The organism is Seonamhaeicola sp., assembly GCF_028281565.1.
Classification (GTDB): Bacteria; Bacteroidota; Bacteroidia; order Flavobacteriales; family Flavobacteriaceae; genus Seonamhaeicola.
On record NZ_JANQJQ010000043.1, the window covers coordinates 120,840 to 139,446 of the forward strand.

Below are 18,607 nucleotides of genomic sequence, written 5' to 3' on the forward strand. Positions count from 1 at the left end.
TAAAATTAGTTTTCATGTCACACTGAGCGCAGTCGAAGTGCCCATCTGCTATTATATTTATAATGAGTAGCATTTCTACATTCTGCCAAAATTTGAAGCATATCAAAATCGCCATTGATTAAAGCTTCTTTTTTGGCCCGCGTCCATTTCTTTAACTTTTTCTCGAAATAGATAGCTTGTAAAACATCATTGAAAACCTGATAAAATTTCATTTCCAATGGTCTCCGTCTGTAAGTGTAACAATTTATGTTTTTACCCAATTGATGATAAGTCAGACGCTGATCTAAGTTATTCGTAATTCCGATGTAATATGAGCCATCCGCACATTTTAGAATATATACATAATATGAATTCATACTTTAGGACTTTCAAAGGTCTTCGACTGCGCTCAGACTGACATTAGGAATTTTATGTAAAATTTCGTTGTCTTTTGGCTTCAAAAATAAGAATTCCTGCTGCAACGGACACATTCATAGAGTCTATTTCTCCTTGCATGGGAATAATGATGTTTTGGGTAGCATTTTCCAGCCATTCATCACTTAGTCCGGTGGCTTCGGTTCCAACCACAATGGCAGATGGTTTGGTATAATCCTGGGTAATATATTCTGTTGAAGCTTGTAAAGCCGCACAATAAATGTTGATGTTCTCAGATTTTAAAAACGCAATAATTTCAGAAGTTGAACCGGTAGCAATTTGATTGGTAAATACACAGCCTACACTGGAGCGAATAATATTGGGGTTGTATAAATCGGTTTTAGGGTTGGCTATTATGACGGCATCTACATTGGCAGCATCGGCAGTTCTTAGAATGGCACCGATATTTCCCGGTTTTTCAGGAGCTTCGGCTACTAAAATTAAAGGATTATCGGTATCAAAGACTAAATCAGTAATAGTATGGTTCTTAGATTTTGCAACAGCTAAAACACCTTCGGTTGTATCCCGATACGCCAATTTTTGATAAACTTCGGTAGAAATCTCTATAAGGTTTGGTGGTTTGGCTGTTAGGTCGTCAAGTTGTTCCGGTGAAAATAATTCAGGATTAAATAAGATAGTCTCTATCTCATAATTACCTTTTAGAGCTAAAGACACCTCGCGTTCCCCTTCAATTAAAAATGTGCCGCTTTTTTTGCGTTCACGTGATTTATCCTTTAATTGAACGAGTTGCTTAATAAACGGATTTTGTAAGCTGGTGATTTCTTTAATCATAAAGGGGTACTAATTTAAATCTTTAGTTTCAAAATAATTAACCATAAGGGCCACTACATAATTATAACTGTTCATACCTTTACTTTGGTTGTTGGCTTTTAAGTAACCACCATAAAACCCTTTAAAAACAGGCTCTAACGGGTTCTGGTGTGCTTCCCAAAATTCACGGACTTCCTCATAGTTTTTTAGTATGCCTTTGTTAACTGTTTCAACTATATCCTCAAATAAGGCTTCATCACGTCTGTGAATTTCATTAAGGCAATATTTTAATCCAAAGGAATAACCACAATATCTAAAATAAATATCATCATTGCTAATAGAAGCCAAACAGCCAATAAAATTGGCTTCATTTTCAGCGGCATACCCCAATTGATGTGCCATTTCATGTGCAGACGTTGTTGGGAACTTTATGGTTGGTATTAGCCCGTCAACCTGAGCTTCGTTGGTTAGCGGGTTTAAATAACCACTAAAACCCATATACGTTAACGGGTAACTAAACAACGACTTTTTTATACTTTTCGGATGGTATTCCAAATGCGGAAAAACAGTTTTTAAGTTATCATAACCGGTTGGTGTTATTTTAAAAATATCCCTTTTAGAATATGGTAAATCAACTTTAATAGTATCATTTTTCGCGATCTCTAAATGTAACTTATTTGACTTTTCTATAAGTTTTTTGGTAACAATAATCAGTTGTTCAGTAGTGTAATCAGATTCCAGGTTTAAGCTTTTATGAAGCGGTAACCTGTAATAATTCAGTCCCCAAAAAAAGTGAAAAGCAAAGTATAAAACGGCTAAAGCCGAAGCTACATCTATTAACCACTTTCGGGTGTCTTTTAAAATTCTTTTTCGGTTTTTATAAAGCCACCTTAACGCATATAAAATACCTAAAGCATAAACCAGATCGCCAAAAGAAAAGGGTAGCCAACCCAAAGTATATCGCAGCAGTTTCGATATATAAACATACAAACCGTTACTATAGTAGGATTCAACAAAATCAGGGTAATTTGATAATACCGTTACCAGAAAATACTGGGGAATCAGGCTAAGTGCCAGAATGAGTTTTTTATGCTTTAACATGATTCAAAAGTACGTAAATGTTTATTAATGCTCATTGGTAAAACGTATCTTTGCATGACTTGATTTTAAAACTATGAGTACCGAAATAAGACAACTTCAACCCCAACAACTATGGAATAAATTTGCCGATTTAAATGCTGTGCCAAGAGCTTCAAAAAAAGAAGAACGTGTGATTGCTTTTATGAAAGCTTTTGGTGAAAACCTTGGTTTGGAAACTTTAGTGGATGACGTGGGCAATGTGATCATTAAAAAACCGGCTACTGCCGGTATGGAACACAGAATCACTGTTGTAATGCAGTCGCATTTAGATATGGTACACCAAAAGAATAGCGATACGGTTTTTGATTTTGATACGCAAGGTATTGATATGTATGTTGACGGCGATTGGGTAAGGGCCAAAGGAACAACACTTGGTACCGATAACGGTTTAGGTGTGGCTACTATTATGGCCATTTTAGAAAGTACTGATATTCCACATCCTGCTATTGAAGCGTTGTTTACTATTGACGAGGAAACCGGTATGACAGGAGCCATGGGCTTAAAAGGTGGTTTGTTAGAAGGCGGTATTTTACTGAATTTGGATACTGAAGAAGATGATGAGATTGGTGTGGGGTGTGCCGGAGGGATAGATATAACAGCTATCAGAACTTATGATGAAGAAGAAACACCTGAGTTTAAAATTGGGTTCACTATAGAAGTGAAAGGCTTACAAGGCGGACATTCCGGGATGCAAATTCATGAAGGGTTGGGGAATGCCAATAAAATAATGAACCGTTTGTTATTTGATGGTTTTGAGAATTTCGGGTTACGGATCTCTGAAATTGATGGCGGTGGTTTGCGCAATGCTATTCCACGTGAAAGCAGCGCCGTAGTGGCTATTGATGCTATTCATGAAGACGCTTTTTTGTTGGAAATGGCTTTGATTTCCAATAACATTAAAAAAGAATTGAGGACTACGGAACCCGATTTGAATATTGCCGTTACCAAATGCGAAACTCCAAAAATGATCATGGATTTAGGCGTTCAGGAGGGAGTTACCAGAGCACTTTATGCAGCTCAAAACGGGGTTTACAGCATGAGTGCCGACATTCCCGATTTAGTGGAAACGTCTAACAATATGGCCAGGGTACTCATCAAAGATGGTGAAATAAAAGTGTTGTGTTTAACACGTTCGTCAGTTGAAAGCGCTAAAATGGATTTAGCCAATACCTTGCGGGCTGCTTTTGAATTAACAGGTTGTGAAGTAGAGTTCTCAGGAGATTATCCGGGGTGGACACCCAATATGGATTCGGCTATCTTAAAGGTTATGACCAGACTTTATGAAGAACTGAATGGTGAAAAGCCACATGTGGCTGCCTGTCATGCCGGTTTGGAATGCGGTATTCTGGGAACTAATTACCCGGATATGGATATGATCAGTTTTGGACCTAATATTAAAGGGGCCCATTCACCGGATGAGCGTACTCAAATTTCCTCAGTGCAAAAATATTGGAAGTTTGTGTTGGAGATTTTAAAGCAGATTCCGGAGAAGTGAAATTATTCAGCTCGGGAATAAACAATGGTTCCATTAAAGATGGTCATTTCTATTTTTGTTTCCAGGATTTTATTTTCTTCCACTGTCATCAGGTCTTGATTATAAATTGTGAAATCAGCTAATTTTCCAACACTGATAGAGCCTTTAATGGCTTCTTCAAAGGCTCCGTAAGCAGCATCTATTGTGTAAGATTTTAATGCCTGTTCTCTTGTCATTTTTTGTTCGGGCTCATAACCACCTTCCGGTGTGCCATTTAATGTTTTTCGACTAACACTGGCATAAAAGCTTGCAATTGGATTTATTGGCTCTACAGGAACATCGGTTCCGTTCACAATTGGAATTCCGGTTTTAAGTAAGGTCTGCCACATATACGCACCTTCTTTTATACGTTTTTCACCTAGGCGATCTATGGCCCATGGCCGGTCTGATGACATATGTATCGCTTGCATAGCCGGTATAACCTTTAGTTGGGCAAAACGTGGGATGTCTTCCGGATGTAAGTGTTGCGCGTGTTCTATCCTGAACCTGTGATCCAGGGCTTTTTCCGGTAACTTCTTAAAGGCGGATTCATAACGGTCCAGTATTTCTCTGTTAGCTCTGTCCCCTATAGCATGAGAGCAAACCTGAAAACCATTTTTAAGCCCGTTTAATGCCGTTTTTTCTACAAATTCCATAGGTAATGTTTCATGACCAAAATGGTCTTTCCTATCGGAATAAGGTTCTAATAACCAGGCTCCTCTGGATCCTAAAGCACCGTCACAGTTTAGTTTTACAGATCTGATAGTCAATAAGTGACTGGAATCAATAGAGGGCCCTTTTAAGTACCACTCATTTAATAATGCCTCATCCCATCCTGTTAACATGGCGTATATACGCGTATTCATTTTTCCATCTTGCCTCATTTTTTCATACAAAGCGATGGTTTCTTTTGGGATACCTGCATCATGAAAACTTGTAATACCGTTTTTTTGACATGCTTTTATAGCTAGCTCAAAGGCTTCAATATCAGATTCGGGTGTCTTATCCGGAATATGTTTGTAAATAATGGATTGTGCGCGTTCGTTAAAAATACCGGTAGGCCTTCCAAATGCATCTAAAATAACTTCGCCGCCTTCGACTTTAAAAGATTTAATACCTTCCTTAGCCAAACCATGTAACCCCGCTACTTCCATAGCCTTTGCATTAGCAAACCCTGCATGACCGCTGGCATGACTTAAATAAACCGGGTTTTCAGGAGACACTGCACTTAACTTATGGTGGGTTTGAAATCCTTTTACCATTTTAGAGGGTAAGGAGTCCCATTTGCTTTGATGCCAACCTCTGCCAATAACCCATTCTCCGGGCTTAATTGTTTTAACACGTTCTCCAACAGCATTTACTATATCCTCATAGCTTTTAGTATTTGATAGATCAAGGTTTAATTCATTATAACCTAAGCCCATGAAATGACCATGCCCTTCAATTAAACCGGGTGTCATGGTTTTTCCTTTTAGATCGATAAGTTTTGTTTTGTCATTTTTATAGGGCTCAGCTTCTTTTAGACTCCCGACAAACACAATCTTATTGTTTTTAATAGCCACTGCTTCAGCCATAGGTTGATTGGCATCCACCGTATAAATGGTGCCGCCATAAATAAGCATTGTTGCGAAATCCTTTTTAGGGCTGGAACAAGAGAAAACAAAAAGTAAAACCAAAGTTATACCGGAGAAAAGAAAACAGCGTAATTTCATGTCAGTTGAATTAGGACTCTGAATTTACAATAATTATATAAATTGAGGTGATGAGAGGATATTACGGCACCGGATCATGCCCCGAACCACCCCAGGGATGGCAACTAAAAATACGTTTTAAAGCCAGCCAGCCACCTTTTAAAAGGCCGTGTTTCCTTAATGCTTCTTTACTATATTGCGAGCACGTTGGGGTATACCTGCATGTGGCAGGCGTTAACGGAGATATAAGGGTTTGGTACACTTTTATCAAAAACAAAAACGGTGCTATGAGTAGTCGTTTAATCATTTTTTGTCATTCCCGCGAAGGCGGGAATCCACATTAGAGTATTAAGCGTCATTAAAAAGATCCCTGCTTTCGCAGGAATGACATATAATTTAATTCACAGAATAGGTAGTGCCGTCTTTCCCATCTTTAAGCTGGATACCAACTTTTACTAATTCATCCCTGATCTTATCAGATAACGCAAAATCTTTATTGGCTCTGGCTTCTTGTCTTAGCTTGATCAATATCTCTACAGCACCTGATAATTTATCACTGTCCGATTGGCTTTCGGATTCCTTTAAAAGCCCTAAAACATCAAAAACAAAGGTGTTTAAGCTGTTTTTTAATAGTTCCAGGTCTTCTGCAGTTAACGTTTCGCTACCCTCTTTTATTTGATTGATATATTTAGCCCCTTCAAATAAATTGGCTATTAAAATGGGGGTGTTAAAATCATCGTTCATGGCATCATAACACTTTTGAAGCCATTCGCTAATGTTAATTGATGATGTGTCGGATGTTTTCAAATTAGACATTAATGCCATAGCTTCCACAAGCCTGTTATAGCCTTTTTCACTGGCTTTTAAACCGTCATCTGTTAAATCCAGTACACTTCTGTAAGACGATTGCGCCATAAAGAAACGAATCACACTTGGTGAATAGGCCTTGCTCATTTTGTCATTATCTCCAGATAATAATTCATGAGGAGTAATGGTGTTTCCGGTAGATTTAGCCATGCGTTGTCCGTTCATCTCCAGCATGTTAGCATGCATCCAGTAATTTACCGGTGATTTACCAAGGGCGGCTTCGTTTTGAGCTATTTCACATTCGTGGTGCGGAAATTTTAAATCCATACCGCCACCGTGAATATCAAAAGTTTCTCCTAGATACTTGGTGCTCATAGCGGTGCACTCTAAGTGCCAACCCGGAAAGCCGTCACCCCAGGGAGAAGGCCAACGCATAATGTGTTGCGGTTCAGCTTTTTTCCAAAGGGCAAAATCCTGAGGATTCTTTTTGTCGCTTTGTCCATCCAAAGTACGTGTGTTGTGAATTAAATCTTCAAGTACTCTTTTACTCAGCTTACCATATATACTGGTTTCATTAAATTTGTGAACATCAAAATATACAGAGCCATTGACCTCATAAGCAAATCCGTTATCAATTATAGCCTTTACCAGCTCAATTTGCTCAATAATATGTCCTGTAGCTGTGGGTTCAATACTAGGCGGTAAAAAGTTTAGTATGCTTAAAACGTTGTGAAAATCTACGGTATAGCGTTGTACTACTTCCATAGGTTCAATTTGCTCTAAACGCGCTTTTTTAGTGATTTTATCTTCCCCAACATCAGCATCGTTTTCTAAGTGACCGGCATCTGTGATATTTCTAACATACCTAACTTTATAGCCTAAATGTTTCAGGTATCTGAAAATAACATCAAAAGACATAAAAGTTCTCACATTACCCAAATGCACATTGCTGTAAACGGTTGGTCCGCATACATACATCCCTACATGGCCATCGTTAATAGGTTTGAATATTTCTTTTTCTCCGGTAAGTGAATTGTATATTTTTAATTCCTGATTTTTGTACAATTGCATGGTTAGTAAATGGGAAATCAGTTTATGAAATTTAACTAAAATTTGGTGTCCAACTTAATATAGTCCAGAAATTCACGACGTGTTGCTTTGTCTTTAAATCGACCTCCAAATTCCGAAGTAACCGTACTGCTTTCAATATCTCTAATACCTCTGGAGTTAACACATAAATGTTTAGCATCTATAACACAAGCTACATCTTTAGTTTCTAAAACTTCCTGAAGTTCTTTTACAATTTGAATGGTTAAACGCTCCTGAACCTGCGGACGTTTAGCATAATAATCAACAATACGGTTCATTTTTGACAAACCTACAACCGTACCGTTAGAAATGTAGGCAATATGAGCTTTCCCTACTATAGGAAGTAAATGATGCTCACAGGTTGAATATACAGTAATGTTTTTTTCAACCAACATCTCACCGTATTTGTATTTGTTTTCAAAGGTTGACGCACTGGGCTTTTTTTTGGGGTCTAAGCCTCCAAAAATTTCTTTGACAAACATTTTTGCAACACGACTCGGAGTACCTCTTAAACTATCATCAGTTAAGTCTAAACCAAGCGTTTCCATAATATGGCGGACATCGTCTTTAATGATATCTATCTTTTCCTCTTTTGTCAATTTAAAAGCATCACTACGCATAGGTGTATTTTGTGATGTTCCAATGTGCTCATTTCCTATGGCATCAAAATCTTCAAAATCTTTATCAAATTTCATCTTTATTGAGTCAATAATTGAGTTTGCAAAGATAAGCATTATACTTTTCTTATGCTTAATGTTAGCAAATAATTAATATTTCAGGCTTAGTCTCAGTTTTAATAATATAATTACAGAAAAAAATAAAGCTTGAATAACGCGTTATTCAAGCTTTCAAAATAGATCGGCTTATTTTTTAAATATTGAAGCTTAAAGACACGGTAATATTTGCATTTTTTCTGTCTACAGTAGCCTGAGGGGCATTGCCAAGGTCTAAATTGTACAGATTATTATTAAATGATCTTTCAGCCTGGTCATAGGTAACATCCAGTTTTGTATTTCCAAAGTTATAACCTAAACCTAATGAGAAGCCATTTAAGTCACCTACAGTAACGCCATCGGCGTATGGACTTTCTTCAAACCTGTAACCACCTCTAAAGCTAAATTGTTTGTGCTTATATTCGCCACCAATTCTATAGGTTGAGGCGTCGGTAAGCATATCACTAATATTGGCATTCAAATCCTGATAATAGGCGTCATTTTCCGGTTTGAATTTAGTACTGCCGTAATCTTTTCTTGCATAATCAAAACTGATTAAACCTTGTTTTGCAAAAACATAAGCTATACTACCTGTAATTTGCGAAGGGGTTTGTAATCTGTATCGAGGATAGACATTTATTACCTGTGGAAAAATTTCCATAAAGCCATTATCACCATCCGTCGCTAAGTATTGTGATGTTTCTTCTTCAATGATATACCATATAGGCGAATCGTAAGTAATGCCAACTCTAAACTCCTGGCTTAATTTCATGATACCACCTACTTGAAAAGAGAAACCATTACCAGAAGTAGATAAGGTGTTTTCAAATTCAACAAAATTTACTGTAGAACCTGTATTGTTATTGTCTTCAAATAATAAGGTAGTACGTTGATAGTCTATAAAGTGCGAGTTTAAATTTATTCCCAGGTATAAATTGTCTTCATATTGAGTGGCCAGATTAAAAGATACTTTACCATTAAATCCGGTTGCCAGATAAGAGTAATCGTGCATAAAACTACCCGGAGCAATATTTGATGTGTATAACGTATTGGCATCATCATTAATGTCGTCTGGTTCTAAAATAAAAGATTCAAAGCCTAAAAATGCTTGTTGATGTGCAAACCCATAAACGCTCCCAATGTCTCGATAAGCATCTGCTAACGATTCCCCCGGCAAAGCCGAAATCTCGTCCAGTCTTTTTCCATCGGCAAAATCATAAAAATAACTGGCTATGGAATTACTGAAGTTGGGATCATTAGTAGTGTTGGTGCCAACTGCAAACCAGTTGTCCTCATGATTATTTGTTCTTTCGTAAGCCACAGCTAATGAAAATTTTCTCCAGGGCGAATTGCTATTGGTTGCAAAAACAAAAGTAGCACCGGCTTGATTGATGTCGAAATTAGACCTATCCGTAGTTCTTAAACCACCAAAATAGTTAGAATTATTCTCTACATCTATATTTGAGCCGGATATGGAGGCATGACTTCTGCTAAAAACTGCAGAACTTGCCGGGTTTAAACTAACTGCACTCATATCACCACCTAAAGCTCCAAAGGCTCCGCTAAGGGCTCTAAAACGAGCTGTTCCCTGAATGTTATCTTGAGAATATCGTAGGGCATCAGTTAAATCCTGAGCGTAAATTGAGGACATAGATAGCAAACCTATGAATAGTAAATATAACTTTTTCATGTGATAATTTTTTATTGTTTTTAAATGGTCACATGTAACCTTTGATATTTAAAATCATTATTAAACATACAAGGAATAATGATTTTAAATATGTCGGGTTTCATCTGTGAATTTTTATTTGTTTATAAAGATTATCGGCGTCTTCCTCCACCACCACCTGATGAACCTCTGCTACTTCCACCACCGCCTGATGAACCTCTGGACATAGAACTCGAGCCTCTACTGCTTGAAGAACCGTAAGAACTTCTTGAAGAAGATGATGAAGGTGATGAATATGAAGATCTCCTTGAAGAACCGCTATAGGTACTTGTAGGTTGTCTGTAAGTGGAACTTCTTCTCGCCGTAGATGATGATCTACTGGTAGAGTTTGATGAAGGTGTTCTGGACATTGTTGTTGTTCTTCCCTGAGAATTTCTGTATCTGCTCACAGTATTAGGACTAGTAGACCGTCTAACACTGTAATTATTAGAAGGATTTCTATTAATACTGCTAATACGAGATGTTCTTCTGTTACCATTATTTGAAGCGGTCGTTGTTCTGTTAGAGTACCTGGTAGCTCTACTGGAAGTTGTAGAAACACTACTTCTGCGAGCCGTATTGTACTTTGATGTGGTGTTTCTATTGATGTTGGATACACTACTTCTTCTTGATGTGTAATTTCTGCTACTTAAATTATTTCTTGAACTATTATTGGCGTAATAACTGCCTCTTCGGCCGGTATTATATGCTAAACCACGATTACTGTAAAACCTGTTTCCAAATCTCCATGGACTATTGAAGGCCCAGCCACCGTAATAAGGAGGGCACCAAAATGGATCATAGAAGCCCCAGCCCCAATTGTTCCAGCCCCAGCCCCAATTATTCCAGCCCCAGCCCCAGTCATTCCAACCCCAGCCCCATCGGTTCCATCGGTTCCAGCGCCAGTTATTCCAGCCCCAGCCAAATCCTACATTCCAACCCCAGTTGTTCCAACCGTTGTCAATATAGTTTATGGTTACAGAATTACTGTTTTGACCCCAACCGGCATAGCCTTGATAGTCATTATATATGGTGTCGTTTGCAACATAATTATCCGAATAATAAGAATCTATATCAGTGAAAATAGAGTCATTTTGCATGAGATGATCATATTCCAGACCTTTATCCCTAAAATAGTTTTTGTAATACTCACTATTAGATTGATTGGGCACTTCAACAACTGTTTCAGTAGGTGTATTTGTTACTATTACCTGTGAATCACCATAAATACCATCATCATCGCCACCAACATATTGATAAGAACCACATGACACTAAGCCAAACATTAAACCAACCAGGGCAATGAATGACACTTTTCTTTTGGAGTAGTTATTAAAGCGCATATCTCTAGAATTTTATTGTTGGACATAACAAAAATAGTTAGTTTTGCTGAACTATTTTTTTATTTAACATAGTCACAATATTTGTGCCAAAAAAAAGTTATGAGTAAAAAACTTACCAGTAGAGCAGAAGATTATTCCAAATGGTATAACGAATTGGTTGTAAAAGCTGACCTGGCGGAGAATTCGGCGGTTAGAGGATGTATGGTGATTAAGCCTTACGGATATGCTATTTGGGAAAAAATGCAGGCAGAATTGGATCGAATGTTCAAAGAAACAGGACATCAAAACGCGTATTTTCCGCTTTTTGTGCCTAAAAGTTTGTTTGAAGCCGAAGAGAAAAATGCCGAAGGTTTTGCAAAGGAATGTGCGGTTGTTACCCACTACAGATTACAAAATGATCCTGATAAACCTGGTAAGCTTCGAGTTGACCCGGAAGCCCGATTGGAAGAGGAGCTGGTAGTAAGGCCAACCAGTGAGGCTATTATTTGGAATACTTATAGAAACTGGATACAATCCTACAGAGATTTACCAATTTTAGTAAACCAATGGGCTAATGTGGTGCGCTGGGAAATGCGGACCCGTTTGTTTTTGCGTACTGCTGAGTTTTTATGGCAGGAAGGCCATACCGCACATGCCACCAAAGAAGAAGCTATTGAAGAGACCAAACTAATGAACGACGTATATGCCAGGTTTGTTGAAAATTTTATGGCTATTCCGGTAATACAGGGTGTTAAAACCGAAAGTGAGCGTTTTGCCGGAGCGGAAGACACTTATTGTATTGAAGCCTTAATGCAAGATGGAAAAGCTTTGCAAGCCGGTACGTCACACTTTTTAGGGCAGAATTTTGCAAAAGCCTTTGATGTAAAGTTTGCGAATAAAGAAGGTAAACAGGATTATGTTTGGGCAACCTCATGGGGTGTTTCCACAAGGCTGATGGGAGCGCTTATCATGACCCATAGTGATGATAACGGATTGGTATTACCACCAAACCTGGCGCCGTATCAGGTTGTTATTGTGCCTATTTATAAAAATGAAGAACAGTTTGAAGCTATAAGCAAGGTTGCCGAGGATATTATAAGTGATCTTAACGAAAGAGGTATTTCAGTAAAGTTTGATAAACGCGATACGCTTCGTCCGGGAGCAAAATTTGCACAATATGAACTGCAGGGCGTGCCGTTGCGTATTGCCATTGGGCCTAAAGACCTGGAAGATGAAACGGTTGAAGTAGCCAGAAGAGATACTTTAACCAAGCAAACGGTGATTTTAGACAGAATAACAGTGGTGATAGAAGATTTGTTGGAAGACATCCAGGAAAACCTTTACAACAAAGCCTTAGAATTTAGAAATACTCATATTACCAAAGTTGAAACGTTTGATGAATTTAAAGACGTTTTAGAAAACAAAGGTGGTTTTATTTCGGCGCATTGGGATGGTACCAATGAAACCGAAGATAAAATAAAGGGACTTACAAAGGCTACTATCAGATGTATTCCTTTAGATGCAGAAGCGGAAGAAGGGGTTTGTATATACTCCGGAAATCCTTCAAAAGGAAGGGTATTATTTGCTAAAGCCTATTAATTCAATTTTTTTTTAAAAAACATTGGATAAGTATTGCAACATTTAAAAATAGTTGTATTTTTGCATCCGCAATCAAGAATTGCAGGTTCATTAAATAATTGAAGTAACCTAAATGGCCCGTTCGTCTATCGGCTAGGACGCCAGGTTTTCATCCTGGTAAGAGGGGTTCGATTCCCCTACGGGCTACAATTTTTTAATAAGAAAAAAACAAAATGGCAAATCATAAGTCAGCATTAAAAAGAATTAGAAGTAACGAAGCTAAACGCGTGTTAAACAGATACCAGCACAAAACTACACGTAATGCTATTAAGAAGTTACGTGAGCTTACTGATAAGAAAGAAGCCGAGGCTTTATTTCCGCAGGTGGTTTCTATGTTAGATAAATTAGCTAAGAAAAATGTTATTCATGCTAACAAAGCGGCTAACCTTAAATCTGGTTTAGCTAAACATGTTGCTGCTTTATAAAGATAAGCTTTAAAGAATATTTAAAAAGCCTTTCATTTCTGAAAGGCTTTTTTTGTGGGTTTAGGTTGATTTAGACCAATTTTTTTTACTTATTCCATAGGTCCAATCTGATTCATTTTCTTTTACAAGGTGTTTTAAATGGGGATCAGTAATTTTTTTTCCTCCTAATTTTTCTACAGCGCTTTGGGAGCGCTTATTGTTTTTACCAATGTAGAAGATAACATGGTCTACATATTGAAAGGCGTAGTCCATCATTAATTGCTTCATTGCCTTATTGTATTTTCCACCCCATTTATCTCTAGATAAAAACGACCATCCTATTTCAATAGCATTTTTTGAATTAGATATTTGTTTGAATCTTGTGCTTCCTATAACTTTTTTGGTTGATCTGTCAATGATTATAAAAGCACCGTTAGAATTTATGGAGTCTGTGAAAAAATCAGAATAGACAGCTTTCTTATATCTGTCTGAAATTGGATGTTGTTCCCAAATTAACGGATCTTTTGCTACTTCATATAAGGCATCATAATCCGCTTCAGTAAGCGGCCTGAGCATAATTAATTCGTTTTCTAATGTTGGTTGCAGGTTCATTATACATAAATTAATAGGAAGAGAATTTCAAGTAGTAACCATTGGGCCTTGATACATCACAGCCTTTGCGGTACTCCAAATTTTTTAAGTACATCAAATATACTTAAAGGTTTTGATAATCCTCGTTAGTGATGGGCATTTTGACTGCCTCAGACATTAAGATCTAAAGCCTTGTATTGATTATGTTGTTGAATGCTGACCCAAAGGTATAGGACATACCAACTGAAAAGCCTAAATCAAAATCGGTGGCAATTTGCTTTTGTTGTAGTAATACATCTTCTAACGAGGCATCACCAGCCGGGAGGTTAACCTGGTCATGAATAAACTCGAGGTTACCGGAAAACCTGACTGAGAACCCTTTAATAACCCTTACCGACACACTGCTATTCATTTGAAGCCTGTTCTTTGAAAAGTCTTCTAAAAAACTGGAAGCCCGGATTCTGGAAAAAACATTTCCCCATGGCTGACGGTATCGTACCTGGATATCGAAAGAGTGGTTCCAGATAGACTCATCTTCTACACCAAAAATGGTTCTTTCTATATAATTATTGTACCGGTAGCCAATTTTATAAGCAAATACAATTTCTCTCTTTAAAACTTCGCTATAGGGAAAAATGTTATACTCTATGGCGGGAGAAAACCCCAGAGATAAGTCCATATTAGTATAGGTATCATGGCTCAGGTTGCCAAAAATACCGGTGGACCAATGATCTGATATACTGCGAACTATACTGGCAGATCCCCAATAGCGGTCTCTTGTACTTGTGAATTCTTCATCGTTTCTAATAAACTTGCTGTTGGAGTGACTTAATTGTGCATCGGCTCTTACGCGCCAGTTTTCGGTCACTTTATCACTCTCCAGACCTACTTTATAATCAAACCGCTTTCGGCTGGACTCTTTATTGAATTTCCCTTCTCCGTACACCTCAAAGATCCAATTTCTCCAGGGGTCATTAATTTCAACCTCTTCGTTTTTTGGAGCTCCTTTTATTTTATAGGTCACTCTGTTTTCTAAATTTGATTCAATGATATAAGGCAACAGACCTCGGCCAATGCGCCATGTTAGCCTTTTGCGCACATCATCTGCGGTCATGTTAGCATTGGAGTCGAAAGTAAGTGTTCTGGTAATGCCTTCAAAAGATGAAGCACCTGTAAATTCCAGTTTGTAGGTTCTACCACCACTGCCGTTAGCAATATCATAAATAAAAAGGATGACATTAGCTAAGCCCTGATCGCGTACATGGTCTATATGCTTTATTTCCTGACGGATGTAGGCTTTGTCACAATTGCAATCTACAAATAATTTAATGCCTTCTTTTTCTTGATTTTCTTTTGATTGCGCGTTGGAAAATAACGGGAGTAAAAGGACAAAAATGAAGAGACTTCTTATCAAGATCGATGGCATTAGTGAATTTGTTAGATAAGCAGCAAATATACATTTAATAAGGAATAAAAGTAAAGTGCACTTGTGTGAATTGATAGGTAATTATGGTTTTGTACACAATTAATGAAGTTTGCATAAGGTTTGTACAAGATTTGCATAGCCTAAAGCATATTCAAAACTGAGACCCTGATATGCATCAGGGTTAGTTCAACTGATAATTTTGAATGCATTACTCCGTAATTTTTCAAAAAGTATTTCACTAAAAAAAGCCTTGACATTACTGTTAAGGCTTCATTTAGTTAGTTTAGTTAGTATAAACTATCCATTCATGGATATTAAAAATTCTTCGTTATTTCTGGTTTGTTTAAAGCGTTCGTTTGTGAATTCCATGGCCTCCACCGGATTCATATCCGCAAGGTATTTACGTAATACCCACATGCGCTGAATGGTGTTTTCATCAAGTAACAGATCATCTCTACGTGTACTTGATGACGTAAGGTCGATAGCAGGGAAAATTCTACGATTAGATATTTTTCTATCCAATTGAAGTTCCATATTACCGGTTCCTTTAAATTCTTCAAAGATCACCTCGTCCATTTTAGACCCGGTTTCTGTAAGTGCTGTGGCTATAATAGTTAATGACCCGCCATTTTCAATATTTCTGGCAGCGCCAAAGAACCGCTTTGGTTTATGCAGTGCATTGGCATCTACACCACCACTTAATATCTTACCTGATGCCGGTTGAACCGTGTTATATGCTCTTGCTAAACGGGTGATAGAATCTAACAGGATCACTACATCGTGTCCGCATTCTACCAAACGTTTTGCTTTTTCTAAAACAATGTCGGCAATTTTGACATGCTCATGCGCTTCTTTGTCAAAAGTGGATGAAATAACTTCACCTCTTACGCTACGTTGCATATCGGTTACCTCCTCAGGGCGCTCGTCTATTAGCAGAATCATTAAATACACTTCCGGGTGGTTTGCAGCAATGGCATTGGCAACATCTTTAAGCAACATAGTTTTACCGGTTTTTGGTTGCGATACAATCATACCACGTTGCCCTTTACCAATAGGAGCAAACAGATCCATAATCCTGGTAGAGATAGTGCTTTGCTTTTCTGCAATATTGAACTTGTCTTTTGGGAATAATGGTGTCAGGTGCTCAAAAGATACACGGTCTCTAACCACTTCAGGTTTTTGCCCGTTAATTTTATTAACCTTAATTAAAGGGAAGTATTTTTCACCTTCTTTAGGCGGCCTTACATTACCAAGAACCGTATCACCTTTCTTTAATCCAAATAATCTTATTTGTGATTGCGACACATAAATATCATCCGGTGAAGACAGATAGTTATAATCTGAAGATCGTAAAAACCCGTACCCATCCTGCATGATATCTAGTACGCCTTCACTTTCAATAATGGCATCAAATTCATAATCAGGTTCGCGATAGCGGTTTCTATTGTCCTTATTGCCACTGTCAACGTTACCATTTTTTTGACTCTTATGTTGATTCTTTTGCTGGCTTTTATGTTGATGTTTTTGCTGATTACTTTGAGGTTTAGGATTGTCTTGCTTTTTTTCCTGAACATCCTGCTTTTGCTCAGGAGCAGGAGCAGGAGTAGCTTCCTTTTTTTCAGTAGTTTCTGCAGCAGCTGGTTTTTCCTGATTGGTTTGAGGCTTTTGTATGCGTTGCCTTTGTCTTCTGGGCTTTGGCTTGTTTTCTTGTGTTGCAGTTTTCTTTTCTGAAGATTCCGTAACCGTTTTTGGATTAGCAGCTTGATGATCCAGTATTTGATAAACCAAGTCTAATTTTTTTAGAGAACGGTACTTAGAAATACTTAGTTCTTTTGCAATCTCTTGTAAATCAGAGAGTTTCTTTTCTTTTAATTGCGAAATTTCAAACATTGACGTTTATATTGAATATATTTTTTTTGAGTATAAATTTTGAGTAATTCTGAGAAAAAAATGATTTTATTCTGGAGAATTTATCGCTTGTAACAGCGATAGTTGAGAATTATTACTGCAATTATACAACTTTATTTTAAGTTTTAGTACTTATTTCTACAAGAAACTGTTATTTTTGCTGTCCAGTTTTAAAAAACTTACATGCTACAGCGAATACAAACCGTTTATTTAATACTTGCAGCTGCGGTTTCCGGTGGACTCATTTATGTCTTTGAATTATGGACATTGCCGGAAGAAGTGAAAGTGTTTGCAAAAGATATTAATTACGTGTTTGCCGGATTTATCACCTCGGCTTTTTTTTCTGTAGTTACCATTTTTAGATACAAAAACAGGAAGTCTCAGTTTATGTTGGGGCGTCTGAACATCATATTAAACTTTATTTTACTAGGATTTTTTGTATATCAATCTCTAAATTTATCTGGAGAAACTAACATTTCTGAGAAAGGTATTGGGATGCTCATTCCTATTATTTCTATCGTGTTTTTGGCGTTAGCCAATAAAGCCATTAAAAAGGATGAGGATCTTGTAAAATCTGTAGATCGATTACGATAAAACCTAATATCTTAGTAGTATTAGTGCGTAAGCCCAAGGTGAAGACCTTGGGCTTTTTTAGTGAAATGCTGTTTTGAAAAGCCAAAGGCGCATTTAAAATAACTAGTTGAACTAATCCCGATGAAAATCGGGATCTCATATTTTTTGTCTTATTTAGGGCGTTCCCCTTTCGGGTCGGGCTTTCCGCTAATAGTTTTGGTTCGATGCTCGCCTCACCAAAAGCTGCCGCTGCAATCCCTATCGCAGCCATCCGCTAAAGTCATCAATACAAACACCCCTGTAGTCCCCTCAAGGGGACATTATTACCGTTTATTGAATTCTATGACTTCTAAATTATCAATCTTATTACCATCAATAGTAAACCGCAACATGGTACGTGTTTTATGAAAGCCGTGTTTCCCCACAGCACCTGGGTTCATATGAATCAGATTCAAATTTTTATCGGGCATAACTTTTAGTATATGTGAATGCCCACAAATAAATAACCTGGGCGGGTTTATTTTAATAGCCTCCCTAATGCGTAGGTTATAGGCTCCCGGGTAACCACCAATATGGGTGATCCAAACATCAACACCCTCACACATAAACCGGTTGTGTTCCGGGAATTCTACTCTAACTTTAGCATCATCAATATTACCATAAACCCCTTTTAGTGGTTTTAAGGCTTTAATAGCATCGGTCACTTTTAAATCACCAATATCGCCGGCATGCCAAACTTCATCGGCTTGTTTTACATATTTAAGAATATCGTTGTCAATATAACTGTGTGTATCTGAAAGCAAGAGTATTTTGGTCATGTTTGTTTAACTGAAATTATGTTATAAAAATATTGATAATTGTCTTAATGTTTTCAAGCTTATGAATTTTGGAATTTGTAC

The 18,607-nt window shown here is 37.5% G+C and carries 16 protein-coding genes, 1 tRNA gene and 1 pseudogene; 5 read left to right on the forward strand and 13 right to left on the reverse strand.

The genetic code is table 11. From position 1 onward, the window contains the following. Nucleotides 1–17 precede the first annotated feature (17 nt). The 3 genes and pseudogenes from Q0983_RS17935 to Q0983_RS17945 form a co-directional block, all read right to left on the reverse strand. Nucleotides 18–356, reverse strand: coding sequence for a GIY-YIG nuclease family protein (locus tag Q0983_RS17935; RefSeq protein ID WP_299556261.1), 339 nt, complete (start codon nt 354–356; stop codon nt 18–20). A 94-nt stretch (nt 357–450) separates the two neighbouring features. Beyond that, a pseudogene (locus Q0983_RS17940) lies at nt 451–1,206 on the reverse strand (RNA methyltransferase); the annotation flags it as partial. 9 nt (nt 1,207–1,215) lie between these two features. Then, nucleotides 1,216–2,286 carry a DUF3810 domain-containing protein gene (locus Q0983_RS17945; protein ID WP_299556262.1) on the reverse strand — a complete coding sequence of 357 codons (1,071 nt, stop codon included), beginning with the start codon at nt 2,284–2,286 and terminating at the stop codon, nt 1,216–1,218. A 73-nt stretch (nt 2,287–2,359) separates the two neighbouring features. Between Q0983_RS17945 and Q0983_RS17950 the strand changes: the two genes are divergently transcribed. Then, nucleotides 2,360–3,820 carry an aminoacyl-histidine dipeptidase gene (locus Q0983_RS17950; protein ID WP_299556263.1) on the forward strand — a complete coding sequence of 487 codons (1,461 nt, stop codon included), beginning with the start codon at nt 2,360–2,362 and terminating at the stop codon, nt 3,818–3,820. A 2-nt stretch (nt 3,821–3,822) separates the two neighbouring features. Here Q0983_RS17950 and Q0983_RS17955 read toward each other — a convergent pair whose 3' ends face one another. The 6 genes from Q0983_RS17955 to Q0983_RS17980 all read right to left on the reverse strand — a co-directional run bounded on the left by Q0983_RS17955 (nt 3,823) and on the right by Q0983_RS17980 (nt 11,189). Next, nucleotides 3,823–5,550, reverse strand: coding sequence for an amidohydrolase (locus Q0983_RS17955; RefSeq protein ID WP_299556264.1), 1,728 nt, complete (start codon nt 5,548–5,550; stop codon nt 3,823–3,825). 61 nt (nt 5,551–5,611) lie between these two features. Beyond that, complete coding sequence (yidD, locus tag Q0983_RS17960; protein WP_299556265.1) at nt 5,612–5,836, reverse strand: membrane protein insertion efficiency factor YidD; 225 nt, start codon at nt 5,834–5,836, stop codon at nt 5,612–5,614. Between the two features lie 89 nt (nt 5,837–5,925). Then, complete coding sequence (cysS, locus tag Q0983_RS17965; RefSeq protein ID WP_299556266.1) at nt 5,926–7,407, reverse strand: cysteine--tRNA ligase; 1,482 nt, start codon at nt 7,405–7,407, stop codon at nt 5,926–5,928. A gap of 35 nt (nt 7,408–7,442) precedes the next feature. Further along, nucleotides 7,443–8,120: a GTP cyclohydrolase I FolE gene (gene folE, locus Q0983_RS17970; protein WP_299556267.1), complete on the reverse strand. Its 678-nt coding sequence runs from the start codon at nt 8,118–8,120 to the stop codon at nt 7,443–7,445. A gap of 175 nt (nt 8,121–8,295) precedes the next feature. Continuing rightward, nucleotides 8,296–9,828, reverse strand: a complete 1,533-nt coding sequence (locus Q0983_RS17975; RefSeq protein ID WP_299556268.1) for an outer membrane protein transport protein — start codon at nt 9,826–9,828, stop codon at nt 8,296–8,298. A gap of 131 nt (nt 9,829–9,959) precedes the next feature. Next, complete coding sequence (locus Q0983_RS17980) at nt 9,960–11,189, reverse strand: hypothetical protein (protein ID WP_299556269.1); 1,230 nt, start codon at nt 11,187–11,189, stop codon at nt 9,960–9,962. A 99-nt stretch (nt 11,190–11,288) separates the two neighbouring features. On the opposite strand from Q0983_RS17980, the gene proS reads away from it, so the two are divergent. The 3 genes from proS to rpsT all read left to right on the forward strand — a co-directional run bounded on the left by proS (nt 11,289) and on the right by rpsT (nt 13,231). After that, entirely contained in the window at nt 11,289–12,767 is a 1,479-nt protein-coding gene (gene proS, locus Q0983_RS17985) for a proline--tRNA ligase (RefSeq protein WP_299556270.1), read from the forward strand. 114 nt (nt 12,768–12,881) lie between these two features. Beyond that, nucleotides 12,882–12,953, forward strand: a tRNA-Glu gene (locus Q0983_RS17990). A gap of 26 nt (nt 12,954–12,979) precedes the next feature. Next, nucleotides 12,980–13,231 carry a 30S ribosomal protein S20 gene (rpsT, locus tag Q0983_RS17995; protein WP_299556271.1) on the forward strand — a complete coding sequence of 84 codons (252 nt, stop codon included), beginning with the start codon at nt 12,980–12,982 and terminating at the stop codon, nt 13,229–13,231. Nucleotides 13,232–13,291: 60 nt separating this feature from the next. On the opposite strand, the gene Q0983_RS18000 is transcribed toward rpsT, so the two are convergent. The 3 genes from Q0983_RS18000 to rho all read right to left on the reverse strand — a co-directional run bounded on the left by Q0983_RS18000 (nt 13,292) and on the right by rho (nt 17,117). Then, the gene (locus Q0983_RS18000; protein ID WP_299556272.1) at nt 13,292–13,822 is read right to left on the reverse strand and encodes a GNAT family N-acetyltransferase; all 531 of its coding nucleotides are present in this window, start codon (nt 13,820–13,822) and stop codon (nt 13,292–13,294) included. A gap of 163 nt (nt 13,823–13,985) precedes the next feature. Next, nucleotides 13,986–15,227 (reverse strand): DUF481 domain-containing protein, encoded by a 1,242-nt coding sequence (locus tag Q0983_RS18005; RefSeq protein WP_299556273.1) that lies wholly within the window; start codon nt 15,225–15,227, stop codon nt 13,986–13,988. Nucleotides 15,228–15,524: 297 nt separating this feature from the next. Then, on the reverse strand, nt 15,525–17,117 hold the full coding sequence (gene rho / locus Q0983_RS18010; RefSeq protein WP_299556274.1) for a transcription termination factor Rho: 1,593 nt from the start codon (nt 17,115–17,117) through the stop codon (nt 15,525–15,527). 201 nt (nt 17,118–17,318) lie between these two features. Here rho and Q0983_RS18015 point away from each other — a divergent pair, with 201 nt between their 5' ends. Beyond that, nucleotides 17,319–17,729: a DUF4293 domain-containing protein gene (locus Q0983_RS18015; RefSeq protein WP_299556275.1), complete on the forward strand. Its 411-nt coding sequence runs from the start codon at nt 17,319–17,321 to the stop codon at nt 17,727–17,729. A gap of 302 nt (nt 17,730–18,031) precedes the next feature. Here Q0983_RS18015 and Q0983_RS18020 read toward each other — a convergent pair whose 3' ends face one another. Then, nucleotides 18,032–18,526: a metallophosphoesterase family protein gene (locus Q0983_RS18020; RefSeq protein WP_299556276.1), complete on the reverse strand. Its 495-nt coding sequence runs from the start codon at nt 18,524–18,526 to the stop codon at nt 18,032–18,034. Between the last annotated feature and the right edge of the window lie 81 nt (nt 18,527–18,607).

Excerpts from the sequence above, each read along its gene's own strand:
- Q0983_RS17955 (WP_299556264.1), bottom strand. The coding sequence starts at position 5,550 with ATGAAATTACGCTGTTTTCTTTTCTCCGGTATAACTTTGGTTTTACTT.
- cysS (WP_299556266.1), bottom strand. The coding sequence starts at position 7,407 with ATGCAATTGTACAAAAATCAGGAATTAAAAATATACAATTCACTTACC.
- rho (WP_299556274.1), bottom strand. The coding sequence starts at position 17,117 with ATGTTTGAAATTTCGCAATTAAAAGAAAAGAAACTCTCTGATTTACAA.
- Q0983_RS17980 (WP_299556269.1), bottom strand. The coding sequence starts at position 11,189 with ATGCGCTTTAATAACTACTCCAAAAGAAAAGTGTCATTCATTGCCCTG.
- folE (WP_299556267.1), bottom strand. The coding sequence starts at position 8,120 with ATGAAATTTGATAAAGATTTTGAAGATTTTGATGCCATAGGAAATGAG.
- Q0983_RS18000 (WP_299556272.1), bottom strand. The coding sequence starts at position 13,822 with ATGAACCTGCAACCAACATTAGAAAACGAATTAATTATGCTCAGGCCG.
- Q0983_RS17945 (WP_299556262.1), bottom strand. The coding sequence starts at position 2,286 with ATGTTAAAGCATAAAAAACTCATTCTGGCACTTAGCCTGATTCCCCAG.
- Q0983_RS17950 (WP_299556263.1), top strand. The coding sequence starts at position 2,360 with ATGAGTACCGAAATAAGACAACTTCAACCCCAACAACTATGGAATAAA.
- Q0983_RS18015 (WP_299556275.1), top strand. The coding sequence starts at position 17,319 with ATGCTACAGCGAATACAAACCGTTTATTTAATACTTGCAGCTGCGGTT.
- Q0983_RS18005 (WP_299556273.1), bottom strand. The coding sequence starts at position 15,227 with ATGCCATCGATCTTGATAAGAAGTCTCTTCATTTTTGTCCTTTTACTC.
- Q0983_RS17975 (WP_299556268.1), bottom strand. The coding sequence starts at position 9,828 with ATGAAAAAGTTATATTTACTATTCATAGGTTTGCTATCTATGTCCTCA.
- proS (WP_299556270.1), top strand. The coding sequence starts at position 11,289 with ATGAGTAAAAAACTTACCAGTAGAGCAGAAGATTATTCCAAATGGTAT.
- rpsT (WP_299556271.1), top strand. The coding sequence starts at position 12,980 with ATGGCAAATCATAAGTCAGCATTAAAAAGAATTAGAAGTAACGAAGCT.
- Q0983_RS18020 (WP_299556276.1), bottom strand. The coding sequence starts at position 18,526 with ATGACCAAAATACTCTTGCTTTCAGATACACACAGTTATATTGACAAC.
- yidD (WP_299556265.1), bottom strand. The coding sequence starts at position 5,836 with ATGATTAAACGACTACTCATAGCACCGTTTTTGTTTTTGATAAAAGTG.
- Q0983_RS17935 (WP_299556261.1), bottom strand. The coding sequence starts at position 356 with ATGAATTCATATTATGTATATATTCTAAAATGTGCGGATGGCTCATAT.